16 protein-coding genes are annotated in these 20,868 nt (G+C 68.8%); 4 read left to right on the forward strand and 12 right to left on the reverse strand.

The window, feature by feature from the left end; translation table 11 throughout:
• The first annotated feature begins 11 nt into the window (after positions 1 to 11).
• Positions 12 to 2,987: a glycoside hydrolase family 2 TIM barrel-domain containing protein gene (locus EFK10_RS40490; protein WP_127360649.1), complete on the forward strand. Its 2,976-nt coding sequence runs from the start codon at positions 12 to 14 to the stop codon at positions 2,985 to 2,987.
• A gap of 422 nt (positions 2,988 to 3,409) precedes the next feature.
• On the opposite strand, the gene EFK10_RS40495 is transcribed toward EFK10_RS40490, so the two are convergent.
• The 10 genes from EFK10_RS40495 to EFK10_RS40540 all read right to left on the reverse strand — a co-directional run bounded on the left by EFK10_RS40495 (position 3,410) and on the right by EFK10_RS40540 (position 14,037).
• Entirely contained in the window at positions 3,410 to 4,453 is a 1,044-nt protein-coding gene (locus tag EFK10_RS40495; RefSeq protein ID WP_164836344.1) for a dipeptide epimerase, read from the reverse strand.
• A gap of 23 nt (positions 4,454 to 4,476) precedes the next feature.
• A complete protein-coding gene (locus EFK10_RS40500; RefSeq protein ID WP_127360651.1) occupies positions 4,477 to 5,268 on the reverse strand; it encodes an amino acid ABC transporter ATP-binding protein in 792 nt (263 codons plus the stop codon).
• Positions 5,261 to 5,950: an amino acid ABC transporter permease gene (locus EFK10_RS40505; RefSeq protein ID WP_127360652.1), complete on the reverse strand. Its 690-nt coding sequence runs from the start codon at positions 5,948 to 5,950 to the stop codon at positions 5,261 to 5,263. The genes EFK10_RS40500 and EFK10_RS40505 overlap by 8 nt, the downstream gene beginning before the upstream one ends.
• Positions 5,951 to 5,959: 9 nt before the next feature.
• Entirely contained in the window at positions 5,960 to 6,763 is an 804-nt protein-coding gene (locus tag EFK10_RS40510; protein WP_164836346.1) for a substrate-binding periplasmic protein, read from the reverse strand.
• 43 nt (positions 6,764 to 6,806) lie between these two features.
• Positions 6,807 to 7,994, reverse strand: coding sequence for a M20/M25/M40 family metallo-hydrolase (locus tag EFK10_RS40515; RefSeq protein WP_127360654.1), 1,188 nt, complete (start codon positions 7,992 to 7,994; stop codon positions 6,807 to 6,809).
• On the reverse strand, positions 7,994 to 8,944 hold the full coding sequence (locus tag EFK10_RS40520; RefSeq protein ID WP_127360655.1) for an amidohydrolase family protein: 951 nt from the start codon (positions 8,942 to 8,944) through the stop codon (positions 7,994 to 7,996). Before EFK10_RS40520 ends, EFK10_RS40515 begins: the two co-directional genes overlap by 1 nt.
• Before the next feature lie 2 nt (positions 8,945 to 8,946).
• A complete protein-coding gene (locus EFK10_RS40525; RefSeq protein WP_127360656.1) occupies positions 8,947 to 10,422 on the reverse strand; it encodes a cytosine permease in 1,476 nt (491 codons plus the stop codon).
• Positions 10,423 to 10,543: 121 nt separating this feature from the next.
• Positions 10,544 to 11,401 carry a creatininase gene (locus EFK10_RS40530; RefSeq protein WP_206305790.1) on the reverse strand — a complete coding sequence of 286 codons (858 nt, stop codon included), beginning with the start codon at positions 11,399 to 11,401 and terminating at the stop codon, positions 10,544 to 10,546.
• Positions 11,353 to 12,945, reverse strand: coding sequence for an amidohydrolase family protein (locus EFK10_RS40535; protein ID WP_127360657.1), 1,593 nt, complete (start codon positions 12,943 to 12,945; stop codon positions 11,353 to 11,355). The genes EFK10_RS40530 and EFK10_RS40535 overlap by 49 nt, the downstream gene beginning before the upstream one ends.
• A gap of 390 nt (positions 12,946 to 13,335) precedes the next feature.
• The gene (locus EFK10_RS40540; protein ID WP_127360658.1) at positions 13,336 to 14,037 is read right to left on the reverse strand and encodes a helix-turn-helix domain-containing protein; all 702 of its coding nucleotides are present in this window, start codon (positions 14,035 to 14,037) and stop codon (positions 13,336 to 13,338) included.
• 154 nt (positions 14,038 to 14,191) lie between these two features.
• Here EFK10_RS40540 and alc point away from each other — a divergent pair, with 154 nt between their 5' ends.
• Positions 14,192 to 15,355, forward strand: a complete 1,164-nt coding sequence (alc, locus tag EFK10_RS40545) for an allantoicase (RefSeq protein WP_127360659.1) — start codon at positions 14,192 to 14,194, stop codon at positions 15,353 to 15,355.
• An 81-nt stretch (positions 15,356 to 15,436) separates the two neighbouring features.
• Here alc and EFK10_RS40550 read toward each other — a convergent pair whose 3' ends face one another.
• Positions 15,437 to 16,816, reverse strand: coding sequence for a beta-1,3-glucanase family protein (locus EFK10_RS40550; RefSeq protein ID WP_127360660.1), 1,380 nt, complete (start codon positions 16,814 to 16,816; stop codon positions 15,437 to 15,439).
• A 197-nt stretch (positions 16,817 to 17,013) separates the two neighbouring features.
• Positions 17,014 to 18,258, reverse strand: a complete 1,245-nt coding sequence (locus EFK10_RS40555; protein WP_127360663.1) for an MFS transporter — start codon at positions 18,256 to 18,258, stop codon at positions 17,014 to 17,016.
• A 326-nt stretch (positions 18,259 to 18,584) separates the two neighbouring features.
• On the opposite strand from EFK10_RS40555, the gene EFK10_RS40560 reads away from it, so the two are divergent.
• Both EFK10_RS40560 and EFK10_RS40565 read left to right on the forward strand, forming a co-directional pair.
• Positions 18,585 to 19,457 carry a LysR family transcriptional regulator gene (locus EFK10_RS40560; RefSeq protein ID WP_127360661.1) on the forward strand — a complete coding sequence of 291 codons (873 nt, stop codon included), beginning with the start codon at positions 18,585 to 18,587 and terminating at the stop codon, positions 19,455 to 19,457.
• The coding region (locus EFK10_RS40565; protein ID WP_164836347.1) for an FAD-binding oxidoreductase at positions 19,441 to 20,868 on the forward strand (1,428 nt) is incomplete at its 3' end. The genes EFK10_RS40560 and EFK10_RS40565, both read left to right, overlap by 17 nt.

Here is a 20,868-nt window from a genome sequence, read left to right on the forward strand (position 1 = left end):
GTTGTGACCTCGTGCCCTCCCAACTTTCCGCGTATGTTTCGGACACCGCACCAGGGCGTGGCGCGCTGCGCACGGCGCGCTCGTGGCTGCACTCCGACGCCCCCTCTCTTTCGCTGAACGGGCTTTGGCGTTTCCGTCTGTCGCCAACGGTGCCGGTGGCAGAGGATTTCGCGGCCGAAGGCTTCGACGACAGCGGCTGGGACAGCATCCCGGTGCCCTCCCACTGGGTGCTCCAGGGTGACGGAGCCTACGGCCGGCCCATCTACACGAACGTGCAGTTCCCGTTCCCGATCGACCCACCCCATGTCCCGGATGAGAACCCCACCGGCGACTATCGCCGCCACTTCGACGTGCCCGCCGACTGGTCGGAAGCCGAGCGCGTCGTGCTGCGGTTCGACGGTGTCGAGTCGCTCTTCAAGCTGTGGGTGAACGGCGACGAGATCGGCAGCGCCAGCGGCAGCCGGCTCACCCACGAATTCGACGTGACCTCGTCCGTACGCCCGGGCGACAACGTCGTCGCTGTGCGAGTGCACCAGTGGTCGGCGGCCAGCTATGTCGAGGACCAGGACCAGTGGTGGCTGCCAGGCATCTTCCGTGATGTCACCGTGATCGCACGGCCGGCCGGAGGCATCGAGGACGTCTGGCTGCGAACCGGGTTCGAGAATGGGCACGGACAGGTCGAGACGGAGGTCACCGCCGACGCGGCGGCGTTCCCGGTCACCCTTCGCCTCCCCGAACTCGGCATCGAGCAGGTCTGGGCGACGGCGGCCGACGTGGCCCCGTTCGACGTCGACGGCGTGGAGCCCTGGTCTGCGGAGCAGCCCCGGCTGTACGACGTCACCGTGTCGACGGCCGCGGAGAGCATCGCCATGCGGGTGGGCTTCCGCACGGTCGAGATCCGCGGCGACCAGTTCCTGGTCAACGGCCGCCGCGTGGTGTTCCACGGGATGAACCGCCACGAGACCCACCCCGAGCGCGGCCGTGTCTTCGACGAGGAGCACGCCCGCGAAGACCTGGCCCGCATGAAGCGGTTCAACGTGAACGCGATCCGCACCAGCCACTACCCGCCGCATCCACGACTGCTCGACCTTGCCGACGAACTCGGTTTCTGGGTCGTCCTCGAATGCGATCTCGAGACGCACGGCTTCGACAAAGTCGACTGGGCCGGCAACCCGAGCGATGACCCGGCGTGGCGTGAGGCGTACCTCGACCGCATCCAGCGCACCGTCGAACGCGACAAGAACCATCCCAGTGTCGTGATCTGGTCGCTCGGCAACGAAGCGGGAACCGGCAGCAACCTCGCCGCGATGTCCGCGTGGGTCCACGCCCGCGACGCCGGGCGACCTGTGCACTACGAAGGTGACCACGCCGGCGAATACACCGACATCTACTCGCGTATGTACTCGTCGGTCCTCGAGACCGAGCAGATCGGCATCGACGGCTCACGCGCGCCGCTGCTGAACTGCACTCCCGCGCAGGGCGCTCGGCAGCGCACCAAGCCGTTCCTGCTCTGCGAGTACGCCCACGCGATGGGCAACGGGCCGGGAGCGCTCGACCAGTACGAGGCGCTTGTGCACGAGCATCCGCGGCTGCACGGCGGCTTCGTCTGGGAATGGCGCGATCACGGCATCCTGGCGACGACCCCGGATGGTACGCCCTACTACGCGTACGGTGGCGACTTCGGAGAGGTCATACACGACGGCAACTTCGTGATGGACGGAATGCTGTTGAGCAACGACGTCCCGACTCCCAGCCTTTACGAGTACAAGGCAGTCGTGCAGCCGGTCCGCTTCACCTTCGACGGTGACGACGTTGCGATGACAAACCTGCGGCACTCGGCTGACACGTCTGACCTGCACTTCCGCTGGCGCGTCGAGCACGACGGGATACTCGTGGATTCTGGGGATATGGAGGTCCCCGTCGTCGCGGCAGGCGAGTCGGCGCGTGTGCCGCTTCCACGGATCCCGGTGTCGCAAGACTCGGAAACGTGGCTCACCATTGATGCGGTATTGGCGGCTGGGACTGCCTGGGCGCGCGACGGGCATGTGATCGCGACCGCCCAGCTGGACCGTTCGACGCGTCGTCCCGCGCCTGCTGTCCGACCCGAAACCAATTGGCGGCAGAGCGACGGAACGCTGACGCTTGGAATCGCCGAGTTCATTGACGGGTCCCTCGTGCGCCTCGCCGGCCGCGCTGTGGCCGGCCCGCGGTTGGAACTGTTTCGTGCCCCGACCGACAACGATGAAGGCGCGTCCCAAGAAGTTGAGGAGAGCGACGCCAGCATCGCCGGGGTTTCTAGTGCTGAACTGTGGCGTGGCGACGGTCTCGACCGGCTGACCACGCGGCTCGTGTCCGTGGAGCGCACCGCGGAAGCCCTGCGAACGATCGCCAAAGTCTCCACGGCGAACTCCGCCTTGTCGGTGATTGTGGAGTCTGTCTGGTCGCTTGAGGGCGACGAACTCGAGCTGCGTGTGGAAATCGAGCCCTCGAGCGGTTGGCTGAGCGTGTGGCCGCGGATCGGGATTCGTTTCGATCTGCCCGATGGCGCGGCTCCCGTCGATGGCGCCGAGTGGTTCGGCCTTGGCCCGCTCGAGTCCTACCCTGACAGTCTCCGCGCGGCACGCACCGGCCGTTTCTCCTCCACCATCCGCGACCTCTCCGTCGACTACGCGCGACCCCAGGAGACTGGGCACCGCTCCCAGCTGCGACAGCTGGCGCTGACGAGTGCCGGCACCAAGGTGCTGCGCATCGTGACATTCCCAGACACGCACGGACGTCGCCCCGGCTTCACGCTCAGCCGCCACACCCCACAGCAGATCGCGCAAGCTGGACACCCATTTGAGCTTCCGGATTCGACGACGAGTCACCTGATCGTCGATGCGGCCCAGCACGGGCTTGGCTCACGGGCCTGTGGACCGGATGTGTGGCCTGAGTTTGCGCTTCGCCCTGAATCTCGCACGATCAGGCTTCGCATTGCAGCAGGCTAGCTGCACAGTCCACTCCGTCCACAGCGCAGCGTCGAGTGTCGCAGCGCCGTGGAGGCGCCAACGTCTCGGATCTCCCCGATACCGTCGCGCGGTCTTCGTTCGCTTCCAACCGACCGCTACGCGGCTTCTTCCCGCCCGCAGATACCAACCATTAATTCCTCAAGTAGCCGCGTAAGAGGCCGCGCGAACAGGTGGGGCGGCGTCGCGTGCCGATGGCTCTCGCCTGGCGGCGTTGTCGTCGGTCGACGACGTCCCCCAGCCTGGCGGCTGGGTGGGGGTCCTCCCGGACGGAGTCTGGGGGGACCCCCACCGCATTGCCAGACTTGCTCCTCGCCCCGCTCCTTCACCCACCCCACCTGTTCGCGCGGCCTCTAAGCTGCGGTACAAAACGAGCGTCGCTGGCGGATGTGCGTACTGCCAAGTCATCGCAGCGACTGCCCCGGGGGCCGCAGAGCGGGGGTCGGCTCGGCACCGATGCCGGGGCCGTCGGGCAGTACGAATCGTCCGTCGCGGAGGCCGGCACCGGCGAAGGGGTCGTTCTGCAGCCAGAGGTGCAGGTCGAGGTCCGCGTAGTCGGCCAGGCAGGTGAGGATCGCGGCAGCCGTGATGGACAGGGAGGTCTCCACCTCACAGCCGATCATGACCGACAGGTCGACCGCTCGGGCGGCGTGGATGAGGCGAAGAGCCTCCCGCATGCCGCCGCACTTGGTGAGTTTGATGTCGATGCCGGAGCATTTCCCGATGAGGGGCCGCAGTGACGAGAGGTCTGTGATCGACTCGTCGGCGATGACGGGGATGGGGGAACGTTCGTGGACCTCGGCAAGGGCCTGCGGATCCGCAGCGGCCACGGGCTGTTCGAGCAGGGTGATCCCGCAGGGTACGAGGACCTCGTCAAGAAGGTCGAGCGTGCGTCTGGCGCTCCAGCCGCCGTTGGCGTCGACACGTAGAGGCACATTCACCGCCGCCGCGATCTCCCGGACGATGATGGCGTCGTCGGGGCAGCCCAGCTTGATTTTGAGGGCGGAGAATTTCGAAGCCGCATCCACCGCCGCCTTGACCATCTCGTCGACGGAGTCGAGCCCGATCGTGTAGCAGAGCTCGCGGGTGCGGGTGGCGTCCAGTCCCATCAGGCGGAACGCCGGCGCACCGACGAGCTTGCCGACAAGGTCGGTCAGGGCCATGTCGACGGCTGAGCGCGCGGCCCCATTGTCGCCGAGTCGCTGGTCCAGGCGGGTAAGGATCGCATCGGAGTCGAACGGGTCGTCGCCCAGGAGCAGGACCGCGCCGTCCAGGTAGCGCAGGATCGCCTCGATCGGCTCCCCGCGCCAGGGCCCTGGCGCGGCCTCGCCGTATCCGACCTTCCCCGCCATGGTGATGGCGACGAAGACGTTCTCCACCAGCGTCGTCGTGGACCGCGAGATCGTCAGTGGCCGGACAAGCCGCAATGGCTGCTTCCAGACATCCATCCGCAGACCTTCGCCGCCGCCCATCACCCCGCGCTCCCGACGGACGTGATGCTGTCGCCCCACCCACGCAAATGGCGGGCGAAGAACCGCTGTGAGCGAGGCCGGCTGCTGGCCAGGACGTCCTGGGGAGGTCCGGTTTCCACCACCTGGCCGGCCTCCATCATCAGCATGATGTCGGCCACCTTCGCGGCGAAGGGGATCTCGTGGGTCACGACGACGAGGGAGGTGCCGCTGCGGGCGAGCCCGAGGACCACGTTCTCGACCTCCTCCACAAGTTCAGGATCGAGCGCGCTGGTGACCTCGTCGAGCAGGAGCACGTCCGGTTCCAGGGCGGCGGCACGGGCGATCGCGACCCGCTGCTGCTGGCCGCCGGAGAGCTCATGAGGGCGGCGCTTCTCCAAGCCGGCCAGCCCCACCCGGTTCAGCCACTCCCTCGCCTGCTCGTCCGCGGCGGGCTTGGACAAGTGCCGTGTCCGCCGCAGCCCGAGCGTCACGTTGGCCAGGGCGTCCAGATGGCCGAACAGCGCGAACTTCTGCGAGACCAGGCCTATGCGGCTGCGCAGTGCAGGCGCCGGGAGCGCGTCGGTGTGGACGCCGCCCAGCAGGACCGAGCCGCTGGATATCCGCTCCAGCCGGTTCAGGCAGCGCAGCAGGGTGCTCTTCCCGGACCCGGACGGACCCACGACGCTGATCGTGCGTCCGCGTTCGAGCTGGAAGCTCACGTCGATAAGGATCGTGGTACCGCCGACGGACATCTCCATGTTCCGGACGTCGAGCACCACTTCCGCAGAACCGTGACCGCTGCTGTCAGACATGGACAGGCACCTCCGTCCGTGATCCCAGGTTGAGGGCGCTGCCGCGTCCGCCGCGTGCCAGGGTCTTTTCCAGTCGGCGGGCCAGCAGCGTCAGCAGCACGTTGACGATGAGGTACATCGCTCCAGCCGTCAGGTAGAGGGGCAGCGAGGCGAAGGTGGAGCTGATCGCCTGCTGCGTGCGCAGGGTCAGCTCGGTGATCGTGATGAATCCGAGCATCGAGGTGTTCTTGATCAGGGCCACGGCCTCGTTGGTCAGCCCGGGCACCATGCCGGCGAATGCCTGGGGCCATACGACGCGGGCGATGACGTCCCGGTGACCGAGGCCCAGCGAGAGCCCGGCCTCCTCCTGCTCCCTGCCGACGCTCGCCAGCGAGGCACGTACGATCTCGGTCACATAGCTTGCCCCGTACAGGCCGAGGCCGAGGATCCCGGCGACCGGGGCGGAGAGTTGTACGCCTGCGTAGGGCAGGCCGAAGAACCAGATGTACAGCTGGACGATGAACGGAGTGTTCCGGAACAGCCCGACGAACCCCCGGATCGCCCAGCGCACGGGCCACAAATGCACGGCGTAGTCCACCGTCCCCAGCAGACCGCCCAGGAGCATGGCGAACACCAGCGCACCGGCCGCATAGCCGAGCGTCATAGCGAAGCCGTTGAGGAGGAACGGCAGGTTGTCGACCACGGCGGACACCTACGCACCGCCGTTCAGGTCGGAGGTGCCGAACCAGGTCTTGCGCAGCTTGCCGAGCGTGCCGTCGGCCTCCATCGCCGCCAGCGCCTTGTCGACCGACTGCTGCAGCGTGCTGCTGTGCAGCGGCATGACCACGGCGATCGGCTGCGCCGAGTTGAGCGGGGTCGGCAGAACCTTCAAACTCCCGCCTAGCTTCTTGACGTAGTAACCCGCCACGGGGGCGTCGGTGATGACGGCGTCGGCGCGGCCCTGGGCCACGAGCTGGAACGCCGACGGCGTGTCCTGGACCGTGACGATCTTGGCCTGCGGGAGCTTCGCCTTCACGAACTCCTCCGGAATGGTGCCGACCTGAACGGCGATGGCCGCTTTCGCAAGGTCGGTTATCCCCTTCACCGACCTGTTCGACGACTTCACGGAGATCACGAACGAGTCGTTGATGTAAGGCTTGGAGAAGGACACCTGCTTTCGACGCTCCGCCGTGTCCAGGATCCCGGAGATGGCGACCTCATCGCGTCCTGACGTCACGGCCGGCAGCAGGCTCGTGAAGGGAAGCTGGTCGAAGGTCGCGTTTTTCCGGCCGAGGCGACTGGCCAGCGCCTGGGACAGGTCCACATCGAACCCGGTGAGCTTCCCGGAGTCGATCTGCTCGAACGGTACGAAGCCAGGGTTGATCGCCACCCGCAGAGAGTCCGTACTCGATGACGCCACCGCCGGCTGAGAGGTGGTCGAGGAACTGCCGCAGCCGGCGAGCGTCACCAACGCGAGCCCGGCCAATGAGGCGCGGATCTTCTTCCGGATGCCCACTGATATGCGTCCTTTCAGAGGTGTGCAGTGCGTTCTTCCATGTTCACGGGCAGGTATCAGGCGTCGTCCGGTCCTCGAGAAGCGCGGCCGCCAGCGCCGCATAGCCACGCGCACCGTCCAGCAATGCGTCCACGTGGACGTATTCGTCAGCCCGATGTGCCATGTGCTGCTCGCCGACACCGAAACCGATCGTCGGAACCCCCCGTACGCCCGCGCTCAGTGATCCGTTGGTGCAGAACGAGTACGTGCCCGGAGCGTCGGAAAGGCCGATGGACGCCAGCGCCGCGCGGGCGGTGTCCACCAGCGGGCCTTCCGTCCACCACCCCGGCGCGATCTCCCGCACCGCGAGTTCCTGCCCGGTGTACGTCGGTGCGCTCACCTCGACGGTGCTCACCGAAAGGACGGGCGGCTGCGGCCAGTTGTCCCACGCCCGGGCTGCGGCGTGCGAGAACAGGGCATGCAGCTCGCTCTCGGTGTCCTCCGGCAGGAAGCGGACATCGAAGCGGGCCTGAACCCGACCGGGCACGGTCGACACGGAAGGGAAGGGTGACGACACGACGTCGATGCAGGTGATGTCCCGGTACCCCAGCCTGGAATGGTGGGGGCGCGGTGCCCGCCGCAGCTCGACGAGCAGATCGGTCAGCGCCTCCACCGCGTTCACGCCGTCCGTGGCGCGGGCCGCATGGGCGGAGCGGCCCCCGATCTCGACCTGGAATTTGGCCCGTCCCCGGTGCCCGACCACAAGCTTCAACTCGCTCGGCTCGGTGATCACCACGCACGTCGGCCGCAGTACGTCGAGCGCGTATGCCAGCGCCGCGCCCTCCATGAACTCCTCGCTGACGCTGGCGACCAGTGCCACCAGGCCCGGTGACGCGGCGAACTGCTGAGCCATCGAGCCGAGTCCTGCGACCGCCGCCGCCAGTGAGGCCTTCTGGTCGCATACGCCGAGACCGTAGAGGCGGTCGTCGATGATCTCCGCGCCGAACGGGTCGCGGGACCAGTCCCCGTAGGCCGGCGGCGGGATCGTGTCGACGTGACCGTCGATAACGACCCGCGGATGGCCGGGCAGGCCGCGGCCGAGCGTCCCGATCGCGTTTCCCGCCGCGTCGATCCGGACCGCGAAACCCAACGCCCGCATGCTGTCGGCGAGCAGTTCGACGGCAGCGCGTTCCTGCCCCGAGGGGCTCGGGGTACGAACCAGACGCTGTGCCAGCGACACCACGTGGTCCATCACCGCTCCAGATCCAGCAGGCGGACGGCTGTCCCGCCGAGGATCGCCGCCCGTTCCCCGGCGCCGAGGCCGGGCAGGCCGTCCACCCGGTCCGCCGTGCGCACCGGGTCGTACCAGGGGAAGTCGGAGCCGAGCATCACGCGATCGGCTCCGATGTGCCTGACCAGTTCGGCCAGTTCGGTCGTCGACGGGGCGTTGGGGGCACCGGTCCATTCGATGATCTCGGAGAGGTCGAAGGCGACCTGGGGGTAAGTGTCGGCCAGTTCGGCGGTTTCCCGCCAGCTCGCTCCGCCCAGGTGGGCCAGGATCAGGCGCAGGTTCGGCCACCGGCCCAGCACCGGGCCGAACTCGCTGGGCCGCGCCGATGCGTCGCCACGGTGGCCGGGACCGGAGTGTGACAGGACGACCAGTGCGGCGTCGCTGCAGATGTCGTAGATGGCGTGCAGCCGGGGGTCGTTGGGCAGAAGCCCCTGGGCCACCGGGTGCAGTTTGACGCCCCGCACGCCCGCGTCGGCGAGCTCCGTCAGGTGATCCACGATCTCCCGCCGGGTGAGCACCGTCGGGTCGAGGCTGACCAGCACCTCCACCAGTGGGTTGTTCCGGGCGGTCTCGGCTGCCCAGCGGTTGGACGCCCGCATGGCGGCGGCTACCGCCTCGGTGATGTCGGCCGGTTCCTCCGGAGAACGGCGGCCCGGGGCCGGCCGGGCCATCGCTACGGTACGGGCCAGGGCGGTGTCGAAGAGATGGACGACGACGGCCCGGTCGAAGCCGGCCTGTCCGTAGGTGGCCGCCAGGTCGGCGAGGTCGCCCGCGGCGGCGGCGAACTCCACGCCGGGATCGTCGCCGTACTCCCAGATGACGTAGCTGTCCTTTGCCTGCCGGCCGGCGTCCACGTTCGGGTAGAGATGAACATGGACGTCGACCAGAGGATTCGATCCCCCTACTGCCATGATCAGGCGCTCGCCGTCTCGGCTGCCGGCAGACCGAGCAGGACCTGCTTGGCACGGTAGGAGGAGAGGGTGCGGGCCAGGAGCATGGCCGCCAGGTAGATGACGATGGTGGTGGCCCACGCCTCCACGGAGGGCAGTCCCACGTTGGTCTTGCCGAAGCCCGACGTACCCGGAATGAGTCCACCGGTGACGGCTCCGACCACAAGCCCGGCGAGGATCGCCACGATCCCTGCCACATTGCCCGGTGAGGCTGCCGCCCAGGACGTCACGGCTCTGGCGGCGCCGTCTTCTCCGGCGGGTCGGCGGCAGCCCGACAGCCGTTCCAGGAGGAAGACGTCGATCGCCATGACGATGGTCGCGCACGGCAGGAACACCGCGCACATGTTGGCCACGATGAAGAAGTTGCTCTGCAGTGAGGACGACCGCTCCATGAATGCCGCGACCGCCGCGGCGACGACACCGAGTGCGAGGATGGTCTCGATCCGCCGCCGGCCGCGGAGGAAGTTCTGCACGGCGTTGACCGCCTCGTAGAGGTTGGCGTCGTTGACAGCGACCACGTTCATGGCGAACACCACGACGGCCAGCGCCGTGAGTCCGAACATCGAGAACGTGGTGAAGAAGTGCATCGTGGCACCCAGCGTCGTCGCGCTGGAGAGCTCGGCCATGAGGTAGCCCGCCACGGGGAAGACCAGCATCCCCAGCGCGTAGCCGACGACCAGCGCCACGACGTTGCGGCCGCCGTCGCGGCGGGCATACCGGAACATGTCCGGCTCGTTGCCGTACACGGCCGCGCCCACCAGGAGTCCGACCGTGAGGAGGATGCCCTGCGTCTGCTGGACGTGAGGAGGAGCGGCGAACAGGTTGTGACCCGAGGCCGAGACGACGGCCTTGATGATGGTGTACGCACCCCACACCAGCAGGATGGGAGCCGCCATGCGGGCGTAGCCGGAGACACTACGGAACCCGAGCAGGTTGTTGGTGATCATCACGAGGGCGAACAGCACGCAGAAGACCTGCAGGTGGGTGAGGCCGAACAGGCCGTTGAAGAGCTGCGCCAGGAACACTGTCTGGAATCCGTACCACCCCAGGCCGGTGACGGCGAGCAGCACCGACGCCAGGGCGCTCCCGGACTTCCCGAGGACTCCCCGGGCCAGTACCGAGTGCGGCTGGCCCGTGACGGTCCCCACGTTGGTCGCCAGCAGGCCGTAGCCGACCATGACGACGACGCCGATCAGCGAGGCCCACAGCAGGTCACCGAGCGACATGCCCGCGGAACGAGCCAGGTATCCGGTGTACATGTTGGCGACGGTGGCCTGGCACGTGACCCACAGGAGGGTCATTTTCAGCGAACCGTCGCGCCGGCTCTCCGGTACGACCTCTTCCAGCAAATCCGACGTCTCGAGCTTCGACAGCAGGTCCGGTGGTGACCCGTGCCCGGTTTCCTCGGTCCCCGTCGTGACCGTTGCGCCTATTTCCACGGTGTGACTCCCTACACGACAGGCGCGTATGCGCCAAACCTGTTTCGGTATGTGCCAACAAACAGCTCGATTGACCGGGAGATACTTGCGACGGCTGGGCGGCCTGGCTCGGCTTATCGCCTCAGTCGGTCGTGCCGACCGCCGTGGCCGGGAATTCCGTCTCGACGATGTCCAGGATGTACTCGGTGATCCGCTCGGCCAGCAGCTTCCCCTTCTCCTCGCTGGCCTTGGTGGCCGAGGCGAGTACGCCGCTGGCGGTGGACATCGTCGTGTCGATCGGCACCACGTCATAGGGCGGATGCCGCAGCGGCGCGTCGTCGCAGATCCGGTCCTGCCGGATGGCGCCCGGCCGCAGATAGGCGAAAAGCGAGGTCTCGATGAGCGAAGCGTGTTCCAAATCGAGACCGGGGAAGCCATCCGGGAAAAGCTCCGTCAGATCTTCTTCGGAAAACCGCGGCAAGCCCTCCTCGACGACCACAATCTTGACCTGCGGGTGCCGTTCGGAGACCAGGAAGGCCGGCTCGTAAACGAATCCGGAATTCTCGAAGTGCCAGTTGTAGACGACGATACGAGTGAAGCCCGCGCGCACGAGTTCGTTCAGCACGTCCTCCAACACCGCCATCAATGTGGTGGCGCGCAGCGAGAGCGTGCCGGGAAAGTGCTGGCCGCCACCGCTGCCGGGACGGGAGCGATAGCCCAGCCGTAGCGCCGGACCCACGACGAAGTGCCGTTCGGCCGCGGCCAGCCGCAGCAGTGCCTGCGGGATCGCCCAGTCCGCGGACACCGGTAGGTGCGGGCCGTGCTGCTCGGTGGCCCCCACCGAGATGACCACGGGAGTGTCCCGCCGGGCCTCCTCGGCGATCTCCTGCCAGGTCATCCACTCGTACTCGGCGGTTCCCGCGCCGATCCTGGGACTCATCAGGTCGTCGGTCACTTCGACCCCTTCCTCGTCGTCGTGCGCGGCGCACGGTTGTTCCATGACGCCCTGTCTGCCGTGATCTCCCGCCATTCGCGCCAGGGTTGGCCGGTGTAGAACCGGGCCACGGCGCCCTCGAGCGCCTCGGCGGCGGCTTGGCGGTCCTGCTGTTCGGCGCCTTGTCGGCCGGCCAGGTAGCGGCGTAGTTCGGTGCGTATGGCGGAGCCGTCGACCTTGGTCGTCCGGCCGTCCGCGAAGACGAGCTCGCCGTTGACGTACACCTGCCGTAAGGCGGTGGGACGGGCCCGTCGTACGACCGCGTCGATCGGGTCGGCCGTCGGGTCGAGGTAGGCGCCGGTGACCGATTCCCAGTCCAGCACCAGGAAGTCCGCGGCATAGCCCGGTTCCAGGCGGCCGATGCGGCCGGCGAACGGCGTGGTGGCCGCCGAGCCCTCCAGGGCCATGTCCAGTACGTGGGCCGCGGTGGTGCGTGCGGTGGTGTCCTGGCCGGGTGCCTGTGTCAGCGCCCAGGCCAACCGGATCTCGCTGAACATGTCGCGGTCGTCGGCGAGACCCGCCTCGTCGATCCCGAGCGCCAGCCGGACGCCGTTCGCCCGTAGGAGTGCTGTGGGTGCCAGACCGCTGCGGAGTCTCAGGTTGCTGCTGGGGTTGTGGCAGACGAGCGTGCCGCTGGCGGCCAGCAGGTCGATGTCGGAATCGTCGATCCACACGGCGTGGCCGAGGGTCAGCCGGGTGGACAGCAGTCCGCGCTCGTGCAGGTATCGCACTGCGGTGCGGCCGCCTGAGAGCTGGTCGGCGTAGACCTCTTGGTAGGGCGTTTCGGAGAGGTGCATGTGCATACCGACGTCGTCGCGCGCGGAGATCTCGGCGGCGGCCAGCAGCAGTTCCTCGCTGCACCAGTGCAGGTTCGCGGGCGCGAGCTGGATGGTGATGCGGCCGTCGGCGGCCCCGTGCCATTTTTCGCGCAGCCGGGTGTAACTCGATGCCAGTTGCTCTTCGGGGGTTTCGTAGCGGGCGGGCGTCAGCGTGCGCACCGCCGCCTGCTCGGCCGGCGGGAGCGAGGCGATGAACTCCTCGTCGTCGGAGTACACGAAGCGGTTCTGGTCGGTCAGTCCCCGGGAGTAGGACACCCTCATGCCGACGTCGGCGTACGCCCGCAGCACGGCCGTGTCGGCCGCCTCGTACTGCTCGGGGTCGCCGCGCAGGCGCCCGTTGAGGTGCTGGACGGTGGTCACGCCGCCGGCGAGAAGGTCCTCGGCGCCGCACACGGTGTCGAGGTAGGGATCCACGGCCGGTGGCCCGTGCCTGCGGGCGATCCAAAGTTCGAGCGCGTCGTCGGGCACCCCCAGCTGGGTGGGGGTGAGGCCGACGTGGTGGTGAGCGTCGACCAGGCCGGGCATGACCAGAGACGCGGTGGCGTCGATCTCGACCACGTCACCGTCGAGTTCGGGCAGGTCCGCACGCGGTCCTGCGTACCGCACCGTCCCGTCCTGGATAACGAGTGCGGCGTCGGGGATCATGTGCGAGGTGCCCTGGTGTGAAGCGGTGAGCAGCCGTCCGGCCAGAATCACTGTCGAGGTCGTCATGGTCGATCACCGGCTGGGGCACTGTGAAAGAGCGTTGTCACGAAGCCTCCCTGCATGGCCACACTTCAGCGCTCATTCATGACATCCCCGTTAAGCGGCATGACGTCGCTGTTAAGGAGTTCAGCGCAGCCCTGTCACCGACGGCCTGGCAAGGCGTTCCAGACCTGTTCGGAGTGACGTAATGTCTGATTCATTCAGATAGTTGGCCGTCGGAGTTGGCGATCACGCCAGGGCTCCGCCCAGGAGTGAAGCGTTAAGTGAACGGCCCAAAGGCCCCGCTGGCGGCATCGACGCCCGGCGGTGAGGGGTGACGTACGGTACGGACACCGATGCGTCACCCAGGCGAAACAGGTCTTCCTTAATTTCTGTCGAGCGACAGGAACGAACGGCTCAGGTGGTCGCCCCGGTGCGTGAATCCGGGCTGCTGACGAATACGCAGACGAGCTCGGCGGTCTCAGCCCACGGGTTGGACAGGCGGTGCGGTGTCGTGGCCGGAAAGGCAAGCGTGTCGCCGGGCTTCAGCTCGAACCGCTGGGTGCCGACCTCGATGACCAGGCGGCCGACGGCGAGGTAGTTGAACTCATGGCCGGCGTGGCGTACGAACTCCTCGCCCGGCGGTGAGACGGCTCCGGGTTCGTAGGTGAGGAGCAGGCAGTTAGCCCCTGGCAGGGAGTGGCCGCTGAGCACCCTGAACTGTTCTCCCCCTTGGAGGTCCACGACCCGCTGGGCTTCGCGCGGGATGAACTCCACGGCCTGGCGCATGTGGGCCGCCAGGCCGTCGCGTACGACATCCCCCTGACCGGCCGACGGCGGGAACGGCCCGGTCGCGGCGTGCGCACCCGACCCGCCCGGGCTCGGCACCCCTGCGGAGAGGTCGGCGAGCGTCACGCCGAGCTGACGCGCGATCTCGTAGGCCGTCTTGACCGTGGGGCGGGTCTTGCCCGTCTCGATCTGCGACAACGCGCTGCCGCTGATGCCCGCACGGCGGGCCAGTTCCCGCAGGGAGATGTTCTGCGCGTTGCGCGCCACGCGGATGTTGTGGCCAAGATCGGCGCCAAGGCCGTTGGAGGCGGGGATCGTACGGTCCGTCATGGCCGTGAGTCTATCGAGCGGCTGCTTAACAGGGCCGTAACGCGAACTACGGTCGGGGCTGTGTAGCCTGCGTTAAGCAGTGTGCAGTCATTCCTTAACGGATCGGCGGGCGGGGCGTCGGCTTCCGTAGCTCTCGCAGAGGAGTAGCCGCAAGATGCCCACCGACGACCACCGACCGCAGCTGATCGACCTCGCCTCGCGTGCCCTCGGTGGCAGCGTCGTCACGGCGAACGACGAATCCTTCGGCGAGAAGGAGAACCTGATCGTCCCCACCGCCGCGGACTTCACCCCCGGCTCCTTCGGCCACAAGGGGGAGATCGTCGACGGCTGGGAGACCCGCCGCAGGCGCACCCCCGGCCACGACTGGGCACTGATCCGTCTCGGCAGCCCCGGGGTCATCCACTCCATCGACGTCGACACCAGCTTCTTCACCGGCAACTACCCGGAGCAGTGCCGCATCGAAGCCTGCGGCGTGGAGGGCTACCCGTCACCCGAGGAACTCGCCGCACCCGACGTCAACTGGGAGGAGATCGTTCCTCTCTCCCCGCTGGACGGCGGCACCCACAACCACTTCACCGTGACGGCGCCGGCCCGCTTCACCCACGTACGGCTGTCCATCCACCCGGACGGTGGCGTCGCCCGGCTCCGCGTCCACGGCCGCGTCATCCCGGACCCCCGCCGCTTCGACGGCCTCACCCTCGACCTGGCCGCCCGCGAACACGGCGGGGTGGTCGAGCTCAGCAGCGACACCTTCTACTCGTCCGCCGGCGTCCTCAACCTCCCCGGCCTCGCCCGGCACATGGGCGACGGCTGGGAGACCCGCCGCCGCCGCGGCACGGGCAACGACTGGGCCATCATCAGCCTCGCCGCCCCCGGGCAGCTCCGCCAAATAGAGGTCGACACCTCTTACTACGTCAACAACGCCTCGGGCGAGTGCGCGCTGTACGGCGCGACCAGCGACACAACGCCGGGGCCCGACTCCCCCCTGTGGTTCCCCCTGCTGTCCCGGACCCGGCTGCAGCCCGACACCAGGCACTTCTTCGACGTCACCGCTACCGAGGCCGTCACCCACGTCCGCTTCGACGTCTTCCCCGACGGCGGGATCTCCCGCCTGCGCCTCCTCGGCTCCGTCGACTCCGCGGCCTGGCCCGCGCTCGCCCTCCGCTGGTTCAACACCCTGCCCGCCGACCAAGCCCAGGCCATCCTCACCACCACCGCCGGGTTCACCCCGGAAACCGCCCAGGCACTCATCGCCCGCCGCCCCCTCACCCCCGGCGACCCGGCCACCGAAGCGATCCCGGGACTGCGCGGCGCCTGAGGCACCGCTGTCCCGTCCAGCCCCCGCCCGTGCGCTGCGGCGAGCAGCGTACGGGCGGGAACCGAAGCGGACTTGCCTCGGTCAGAAGCCGACGGCCACCGCCAACCACTGCGGGCTGCCGTGGGAGACGAAGGAGGACTGGCCCGCTACGTCGTCGTAGGGGAAGCCGTAGGCGAGGCCGTTGATGCCGTTGTCGTGCCAGAACTTGGCGTAGTAGTTGGCGGGAGCCGACTTGTAGTACTGGGTCGGGTCCGACTGGCTCGAGGACGGCAGGCCGGCGACGTGCCGGTTGAGCGCCGCGCACATGTCGGGGTTGCCGGCCATGGTGCCGGCGCAGCCGAAGATGTACTGCGTGGTCTCGTTGACGCCGACCGACTGGGCGTAGGAGGTGAAGTAGCTGGCGTTCACCCCGCCCGGCTTGAAGCTCGCGTCGCTGCCCGGGGCGATGATCCGGTACGGGGCCTGGCTCTGCGCCAGCACCTGGAACTGCTGCGGGACGGCGTTGATGAAGTCCTGGAAGACCTGGGTGCGGGACTCGGTGAAGAGCTTCTGGGTGTCGCCGACCTGGACGTCGTAGCCGTCGGCGGAGTGCAGGCGCATCGCGAGGGGCAGGCCCCAGGCGTCCACGCGGGTGGTGTTGCCGTTGAACACGCCGCCGCCGACGGTGAATTCGATGAAGTCGTAGTACTGACTGGTCGGCGAGCCGACGTAGAAGTACATCCGGCCGGACGAGTTGGCGGGCATGTCCAGGTAGGGCTGCTCCGCGATGGAGTGCGTTTGGCCGTTGAAGCTCCAGTACACCTGGCTGTCCGGGTAGGCGCCGTTGGTGCGGTTGAGGATCGCCACCTCGATGGCGTTCTTGGCGGCCGGGATGCTGCTCGTGTCACCCCAGAAGGCGTCGCCGGTCGGCGTGGGGGTGGGGGTCGGTGTGCCGCCGCCGGTGCCGTAGACCTGGAATTCCCAGAGCGAGTAGCCGTACGGGGTGGCCCGGGTGGTGCCGTACATGCGGACGTACCGGCCGGTGCCGGTGATGTTGAGTGTCTGCACGCCGCCGGTGCCGGCGGTGGTGGAGTAGATCGAGGTCCAGGTAGTGCCGTTGGTGGAGGTCTGGATCTGGAAGGCGGTCGCGTACGCGGCCTCCCAGTTGAGCACCACCTGGCTGATCTGGGCCGAAGCACCGAGATCCACCTGAAGCCACTGGGGGTCGCTGAAGGCGCTGGACCATCGGGAGGTGGTGACGCCGTCCACGGCGGCCGAGGCGGGGGTCCCCGGGGCTTCGACGGACGAGGCAGTGGCCGTTTTCCCCTGGGACAGCAGGGTGCCGGCCGCGTTGGCGGAGGGCTGGGCGACTACGACGACGAGGGCCGCCAGTAAGGCGACCAGCAGTGCGAAAACGAGAAGGGGCTTTGGCCGGTGCCGTGGTGGCGGCTGGTGCGCCAGCATGAGGAAGTTGCTCGGCATGGTGTCTCCTGAACAGGGTGGGGTCCTGTGGATCCTGACGTGCCCGGCATGCCTCGGTTAGCGCCGAAAGCTCCAGAGAGCGCTCTCTCGAGGGTGATTGGTATATACCTCCGCCGCCGCCTCGGCGTCAACGAAAACGACGAGATGACGGTCCGTGGTCCCTGCATCGAGGCCGGGGCGCAGTCTGCCTTCCGATGTCATGTGTGGCTTTGGGTCAGCTCCCGCTCGTGCTGTGACGTGCGGTCATGCCGGGGAAGCAGAAGCGGGGTTGTCAGGATGAGGAGGCCGGCGATCGCGATCGCGGTGCGGGGGCCGGCGACGCCGGCCAGCAGGCCCCACAGGGCGGTCAGGGCCGCGATGGTGGCGTTGCTGGTGACCGACCACGCGGACAGGGTGCGGGCGACTCGGTCCGTGGCGGTTTGCTCGAGCCGGTAGGTGGCGAACACCGGGTTGAACACGCCCATGCAGGCGACCAGGCCGAACTGGACGGCGATGACAAGCACGATCCCGCCGGCGCCGGGGCGGATGAAGGCCAACCCGAGCGACCAGCACGCGCGCAGTGCCCCGGCGGTGAGCATGACCCTGTGCTGCCCGAACCGCGCGACGAGCCGCCGGGCCAGTCGTGAGCCGATGAGGCCACCGACGCAGGGCGCCCCGAACGCGAGGCCGTACTGCCAGGGTGCGAACCCCAGGCGGCCGAGCATGAGGACGGCGACCAGCGGCGAGGTCGCCATGATCAGGCCGTTGACCAGGACCGTGTTGAAGAACAGCGGGCGCAGCGCCGGGTGGGTCAGGATGTAACGCCACCCTTCGAGCAGGTCGCCGACCCGGAGCCGTGGTGCACCGGTCCGTACGGGGTGCGGCTCCTTCCCGCCGATCGCGCGGATCCCTACTGCCGAGAACAGGTAGCTGACCGCGTTGGCCGCTACGGTCGTCACCGGGCCGAACAGCCCGATCGCGGCCCCGCCGAGCGGCGGTCCGATCGCGGTGGCGGTCCAGGTCGTGGACTCGAACCGCCCGTTCGCGACCAGCAGGTCCTCCCGCCGTACGAGCGCTTTCAGGCAGGCGCCACTGGCCGCCCGGAAGGCGATGTCGGCCGCGCCGACGATGACCGACACGACCAGCAGCTGGGCGAAGCTGAGCCAGCCGAACACGAACGCTGCGGGGACGCTCATCACCGCCGCGAACCGGGTCAGGTCCATCGCCACCATCACCGGCCGCTTGCGGCGGAACTCCACCCACGGTCCGAGCGGCACCGCCACCGCCGCACCCACCGCCAGTCCCGCAGCCGCCAGCATCGACACCTCGGTCGGCCCGGCGTGCAGCACGAGGATCGCGGTCAGGGGGAACGCGTCGAACGCGAGCCACGTGCCGAACGTGCTGACCGCAAACGCCGCCCAGAGCCACTCGAACTGCCGCCCCAGCGACCGCCTGACCACCATGCCCAGCGCGCCCCTCGCCGTCTCGCCGTCTCGCCCGAACAACCTCACGTCGACCAGTGACATCCAAGCGAGCAGCAGGCCGGCGGGTCAAACAACCGATCGGTCGGTCACAACCGTGCGCCCCCTCCAGCGCGGTCTCAGACAGCCGCAGGCTCGGCCCGCGAGCGAGCCGATAACCGCGAGGTATGACAGCCAGGTGTCTGCCTACCGGTTCGCCGTCGTCCCTGCGGACCGTCAGGATACGCGGAGGTGCACGCCGCGACCTGAAGGATCAAACTGCTCCCGGTTGTTACCCTCAGGGCAAGACCGAACGAAGGGTGGAGGTCATGGAGTCCCGACCACTGCGCTACTTCGTCGCTGTCGCCGAAGAGCTCAACTTCGCCCGCGCGGCCGAGCGGCTGAGCATCTCCTCGCCACCCCTGTCCCGGACGATCCGGAAGCTCGAGGCAGAGCTGGGCGTCACCCTGTTCGAGCGAACCACGCACACCGTCGCGCTGACCCAGGCCGGGACCGTACTGCTCGCGGAGGCCCGGACCGCGCTGGACGCCCTCGAGGCGGCCGGACGGCGAGCACGGCGCGCGGGCAGCCCGGAGCCGAAGCTGGTCCTGGCGGTAAAGGCCGACGGCGACGCGGGGCTGATGGAAGCAATCCTGGCGAGATACGCAGCCGAGCCCGCGTCCGAACCGGTCGCGGTCCGGCTGTGCGGATGGGGCGAACAACCACGACTCCTGCGCCAGGGTGAAGCCGACGCCGCCCTGATCCACGAACCGTTCGACCACACCGGCCTCGACGCCGAGACGGTGACCGTCGAGCCACGCGTCGTCGCCCTCGCGGCAGCGCACCCGCTCGCCGCGCGCGATCGCGTCAGCCTGGCCGACCTCGACCTACCCGTCTCCGAGCCGACATATCCCGGCGACCTTCACCGGTACCTCGACAAGATCGTCGACGAGTACGGGGTCCGCGACCTCCCCCAGCTGCTCAAGCTCGTCGCGCTCGGCGACATCATCACTCTGCTGCCCGAATCCGTCGTCTCGCTGTACCCGCGCCCTGGCGTCGTCTACCGCTACGTCCCGGACGCCCCGCCCGCAACCTTGGCCATCGCCTGGCCGCAGCAGTCCCGATCGCCGGCCACCGCAGCGCTCGTCCGCGCCGCCGGCTCCCTGGCCGACCCGGAAGGTGCGCATGTCCGACGTGGCTGATTCCACCGAGCTGTCGGCCGCTCTGCGGCGTGCCGGTCTGCGCGAGGTCGACGTCTCGACCCGGCGCCGGGCCGAGTACTCGACCGATGCCTCGCTCTACCGGGTGGTTCCGGCCGCGGTCGCCTTCCCCAGGTCGGCGGACGAGGTCATCGGTGCGATGGAGGTGTGCCGCTCCCTGGGGGTGCCGGTGACGGCACGCGGGGCCGGTACCTCCATCGCGGGCAATGCGGTTGGCTCCGGCCTGGTGCTGGAGTTCTCGCGGCACCTGTCGCGTATCCGTGCGATCGACCCGGAGCGGGCCACAGCCGAGGTCGACCCCGGTGTGGTTCTCAGCCGGCTGCAGGCCGCGGCCGGCCCGCACGGCCTGCGTTTCGGGCCCGATCCGTCGACGCATACCCGGTGCACGATCGGCGGCATGATCGGCAACAACGCCTGCGGCTCGCGCGCGCTCGGCTACGGCCGCACCTCGGACAACGTGGTGGCGTTGGACGTGGTCACCGGTGGCGGGGAACGGCTGGACCTGGCGTCGCCGGCCGCCGCCGGCTCCTCCCCCACCCTGTCCGCACTCAAGGAGGTGGTCGCCGGCAATCTCGCGGCGATCCGTACCGAACTGGGCCGGTTCGGGCGGCAGGTGTCCGGCTATTCACTGGAGCATCTGCTCCCCGAGCGCGGGTTCGACGTCTCCCGAGCCCTGGTCGGCACGGAGGGGACGCTCGCCATCCTGCTCGGCGCGACGGTACGCCTGGTGCGTACCCCCGCGGCCACGGTCCTGGTCGTGCTGGGCTACCCCGACATGGCCGCGGCGGCTGACGCGGTGCCGGCTCTGCTGTCGCATGCGCCGGTGGCGGTCGAGGGCCTGGACGCGCGGATCACCGAGGTGGTGGCCGCGCGACGGGGGCCCGCGTCGCTGCCCGCCATGCCGCGGGGCGGCGGCTGGCTGCTGGTGGAGCTGGCCGGCGCCGACGCGGGGGAACTCGGCTCTGCGGCAGCGGCGTTGATCGACGATTCCGCAGCCCTCGATTCCCGGCTTGTTACGGCCCCGGCCGAGGCAGTGGCGTTGTGGCGGATCCGTGAGGACGGCGCCGGCCTCGCGGCGCGGCCGGTGGGCGGCCGCAGTGCGCACGCCGGCTGGGAGGACGCGGCCGTACCGCCCGAGAGGCTGGGCGTGTACCTGCGGGAGTTCGAAGCGCTGATGGCGGCCCATGGTCTGACCGGCGTGCCGTACGGGCATTTCGGTGACGGCTGCGTGCACGTACGGATCGACTTCCCGCTGGAGCGGCCGGGTGGCCGGAAGGTCTTCCGTGCCTTCCTGTTGGACGCGGCGGAGTTGGTGGCGTCGCACGGCGGCTCGATGTCCGGGGAGCACGGTGACGGGCGGGCCCGTGGCGAGCTGCTGCCCCTGATGTACTCA

This window comes from Streptomyces soli, from assembly GCF_003999195.1.
GTDB classification, from domain to species: Bacteria; Actinomycetota; Actinomycetes; order Streptomycetales; family Streptomycetaceae; genus Actinacidiphila; species Actinacidiphila soli.

Coding starts and splice junctions, on each gene's coding strand:
- EFK10_RS40495 (WP_164836344.1), bottom strand. CDS start 4,453: ATGGATGTCTGGAAGCAGCCATTGCGGCTTGTCCGGCCACTGACGATC.
- EFK10_RS40500 (WP_127360651.1), bottom strand. CDS start 5,268: ATGTCTGACAGCAGCGGTCACGGTTCTGCGGAAGTGGTGCTCGACGTC.
- EFK10_RS40515 (WP_127360654.1), bottom strand. CDS start 7,994: ATGGACCACGTGGTGTCGCTGGCACAGCGTCTGGTTCGTACCCCGAGC.
- EFK10_RS40520 (WP_127360655.1), bottom strand. CDS start 8,944: ATGGCAGTAGGGGGATCGAATCCTCTGGTCGACGTCCATGTTCATCTC.
- EFK10_RS40530 (WP_206305790.1), bottom strand. CDS start 11,401: ATGGAACAACCGTGCGCCGCGCACGACGACGAGGAAGGGGTCGAAGTG.
- EFK10_RS40535 (WP_127360657.1), bottom strand. CDS start 12,945: ATGACGACCTCGACAGTGATTCTGGCCGGACGGCTGCTCACCGCTTCA.
- EFK10_RS40540 (WP_127360658.1), bottom strand. CDS start 14,037: ATGACGGACCGTACGATCCCCGCCTCCAACGGCCTTGGCGCCGATCTT.
- alc (WP_127360659.1), top strand. CDS start 14,192: ATGCCCACCGACGACCACCGACCGCAGCTGATCGACCTCGCCTCGCGT.
- EFK10_RS40550 (WP_127360660.1), bottom strand. CDS start 16,816: ATGCCGAGCAACTTCCTCATGCTGGCGCACCAGCCGCCACCACGGCAC.
- EFK10_RS40555 (WP_127360663.1), bottom strand. CDS start 18,258: ATGGTGGTCAGGCGGTCGCTGGGGCGGCAGTTCGAGTGGCTCTGGGCG.
- EFK10_RS40560 (WP_127360661.1), top strand. CDS start 18,585: ATGGAGTCCCGACCACTGCGCTACTTCGTCGCTGTCGCCGAAGAGCTC.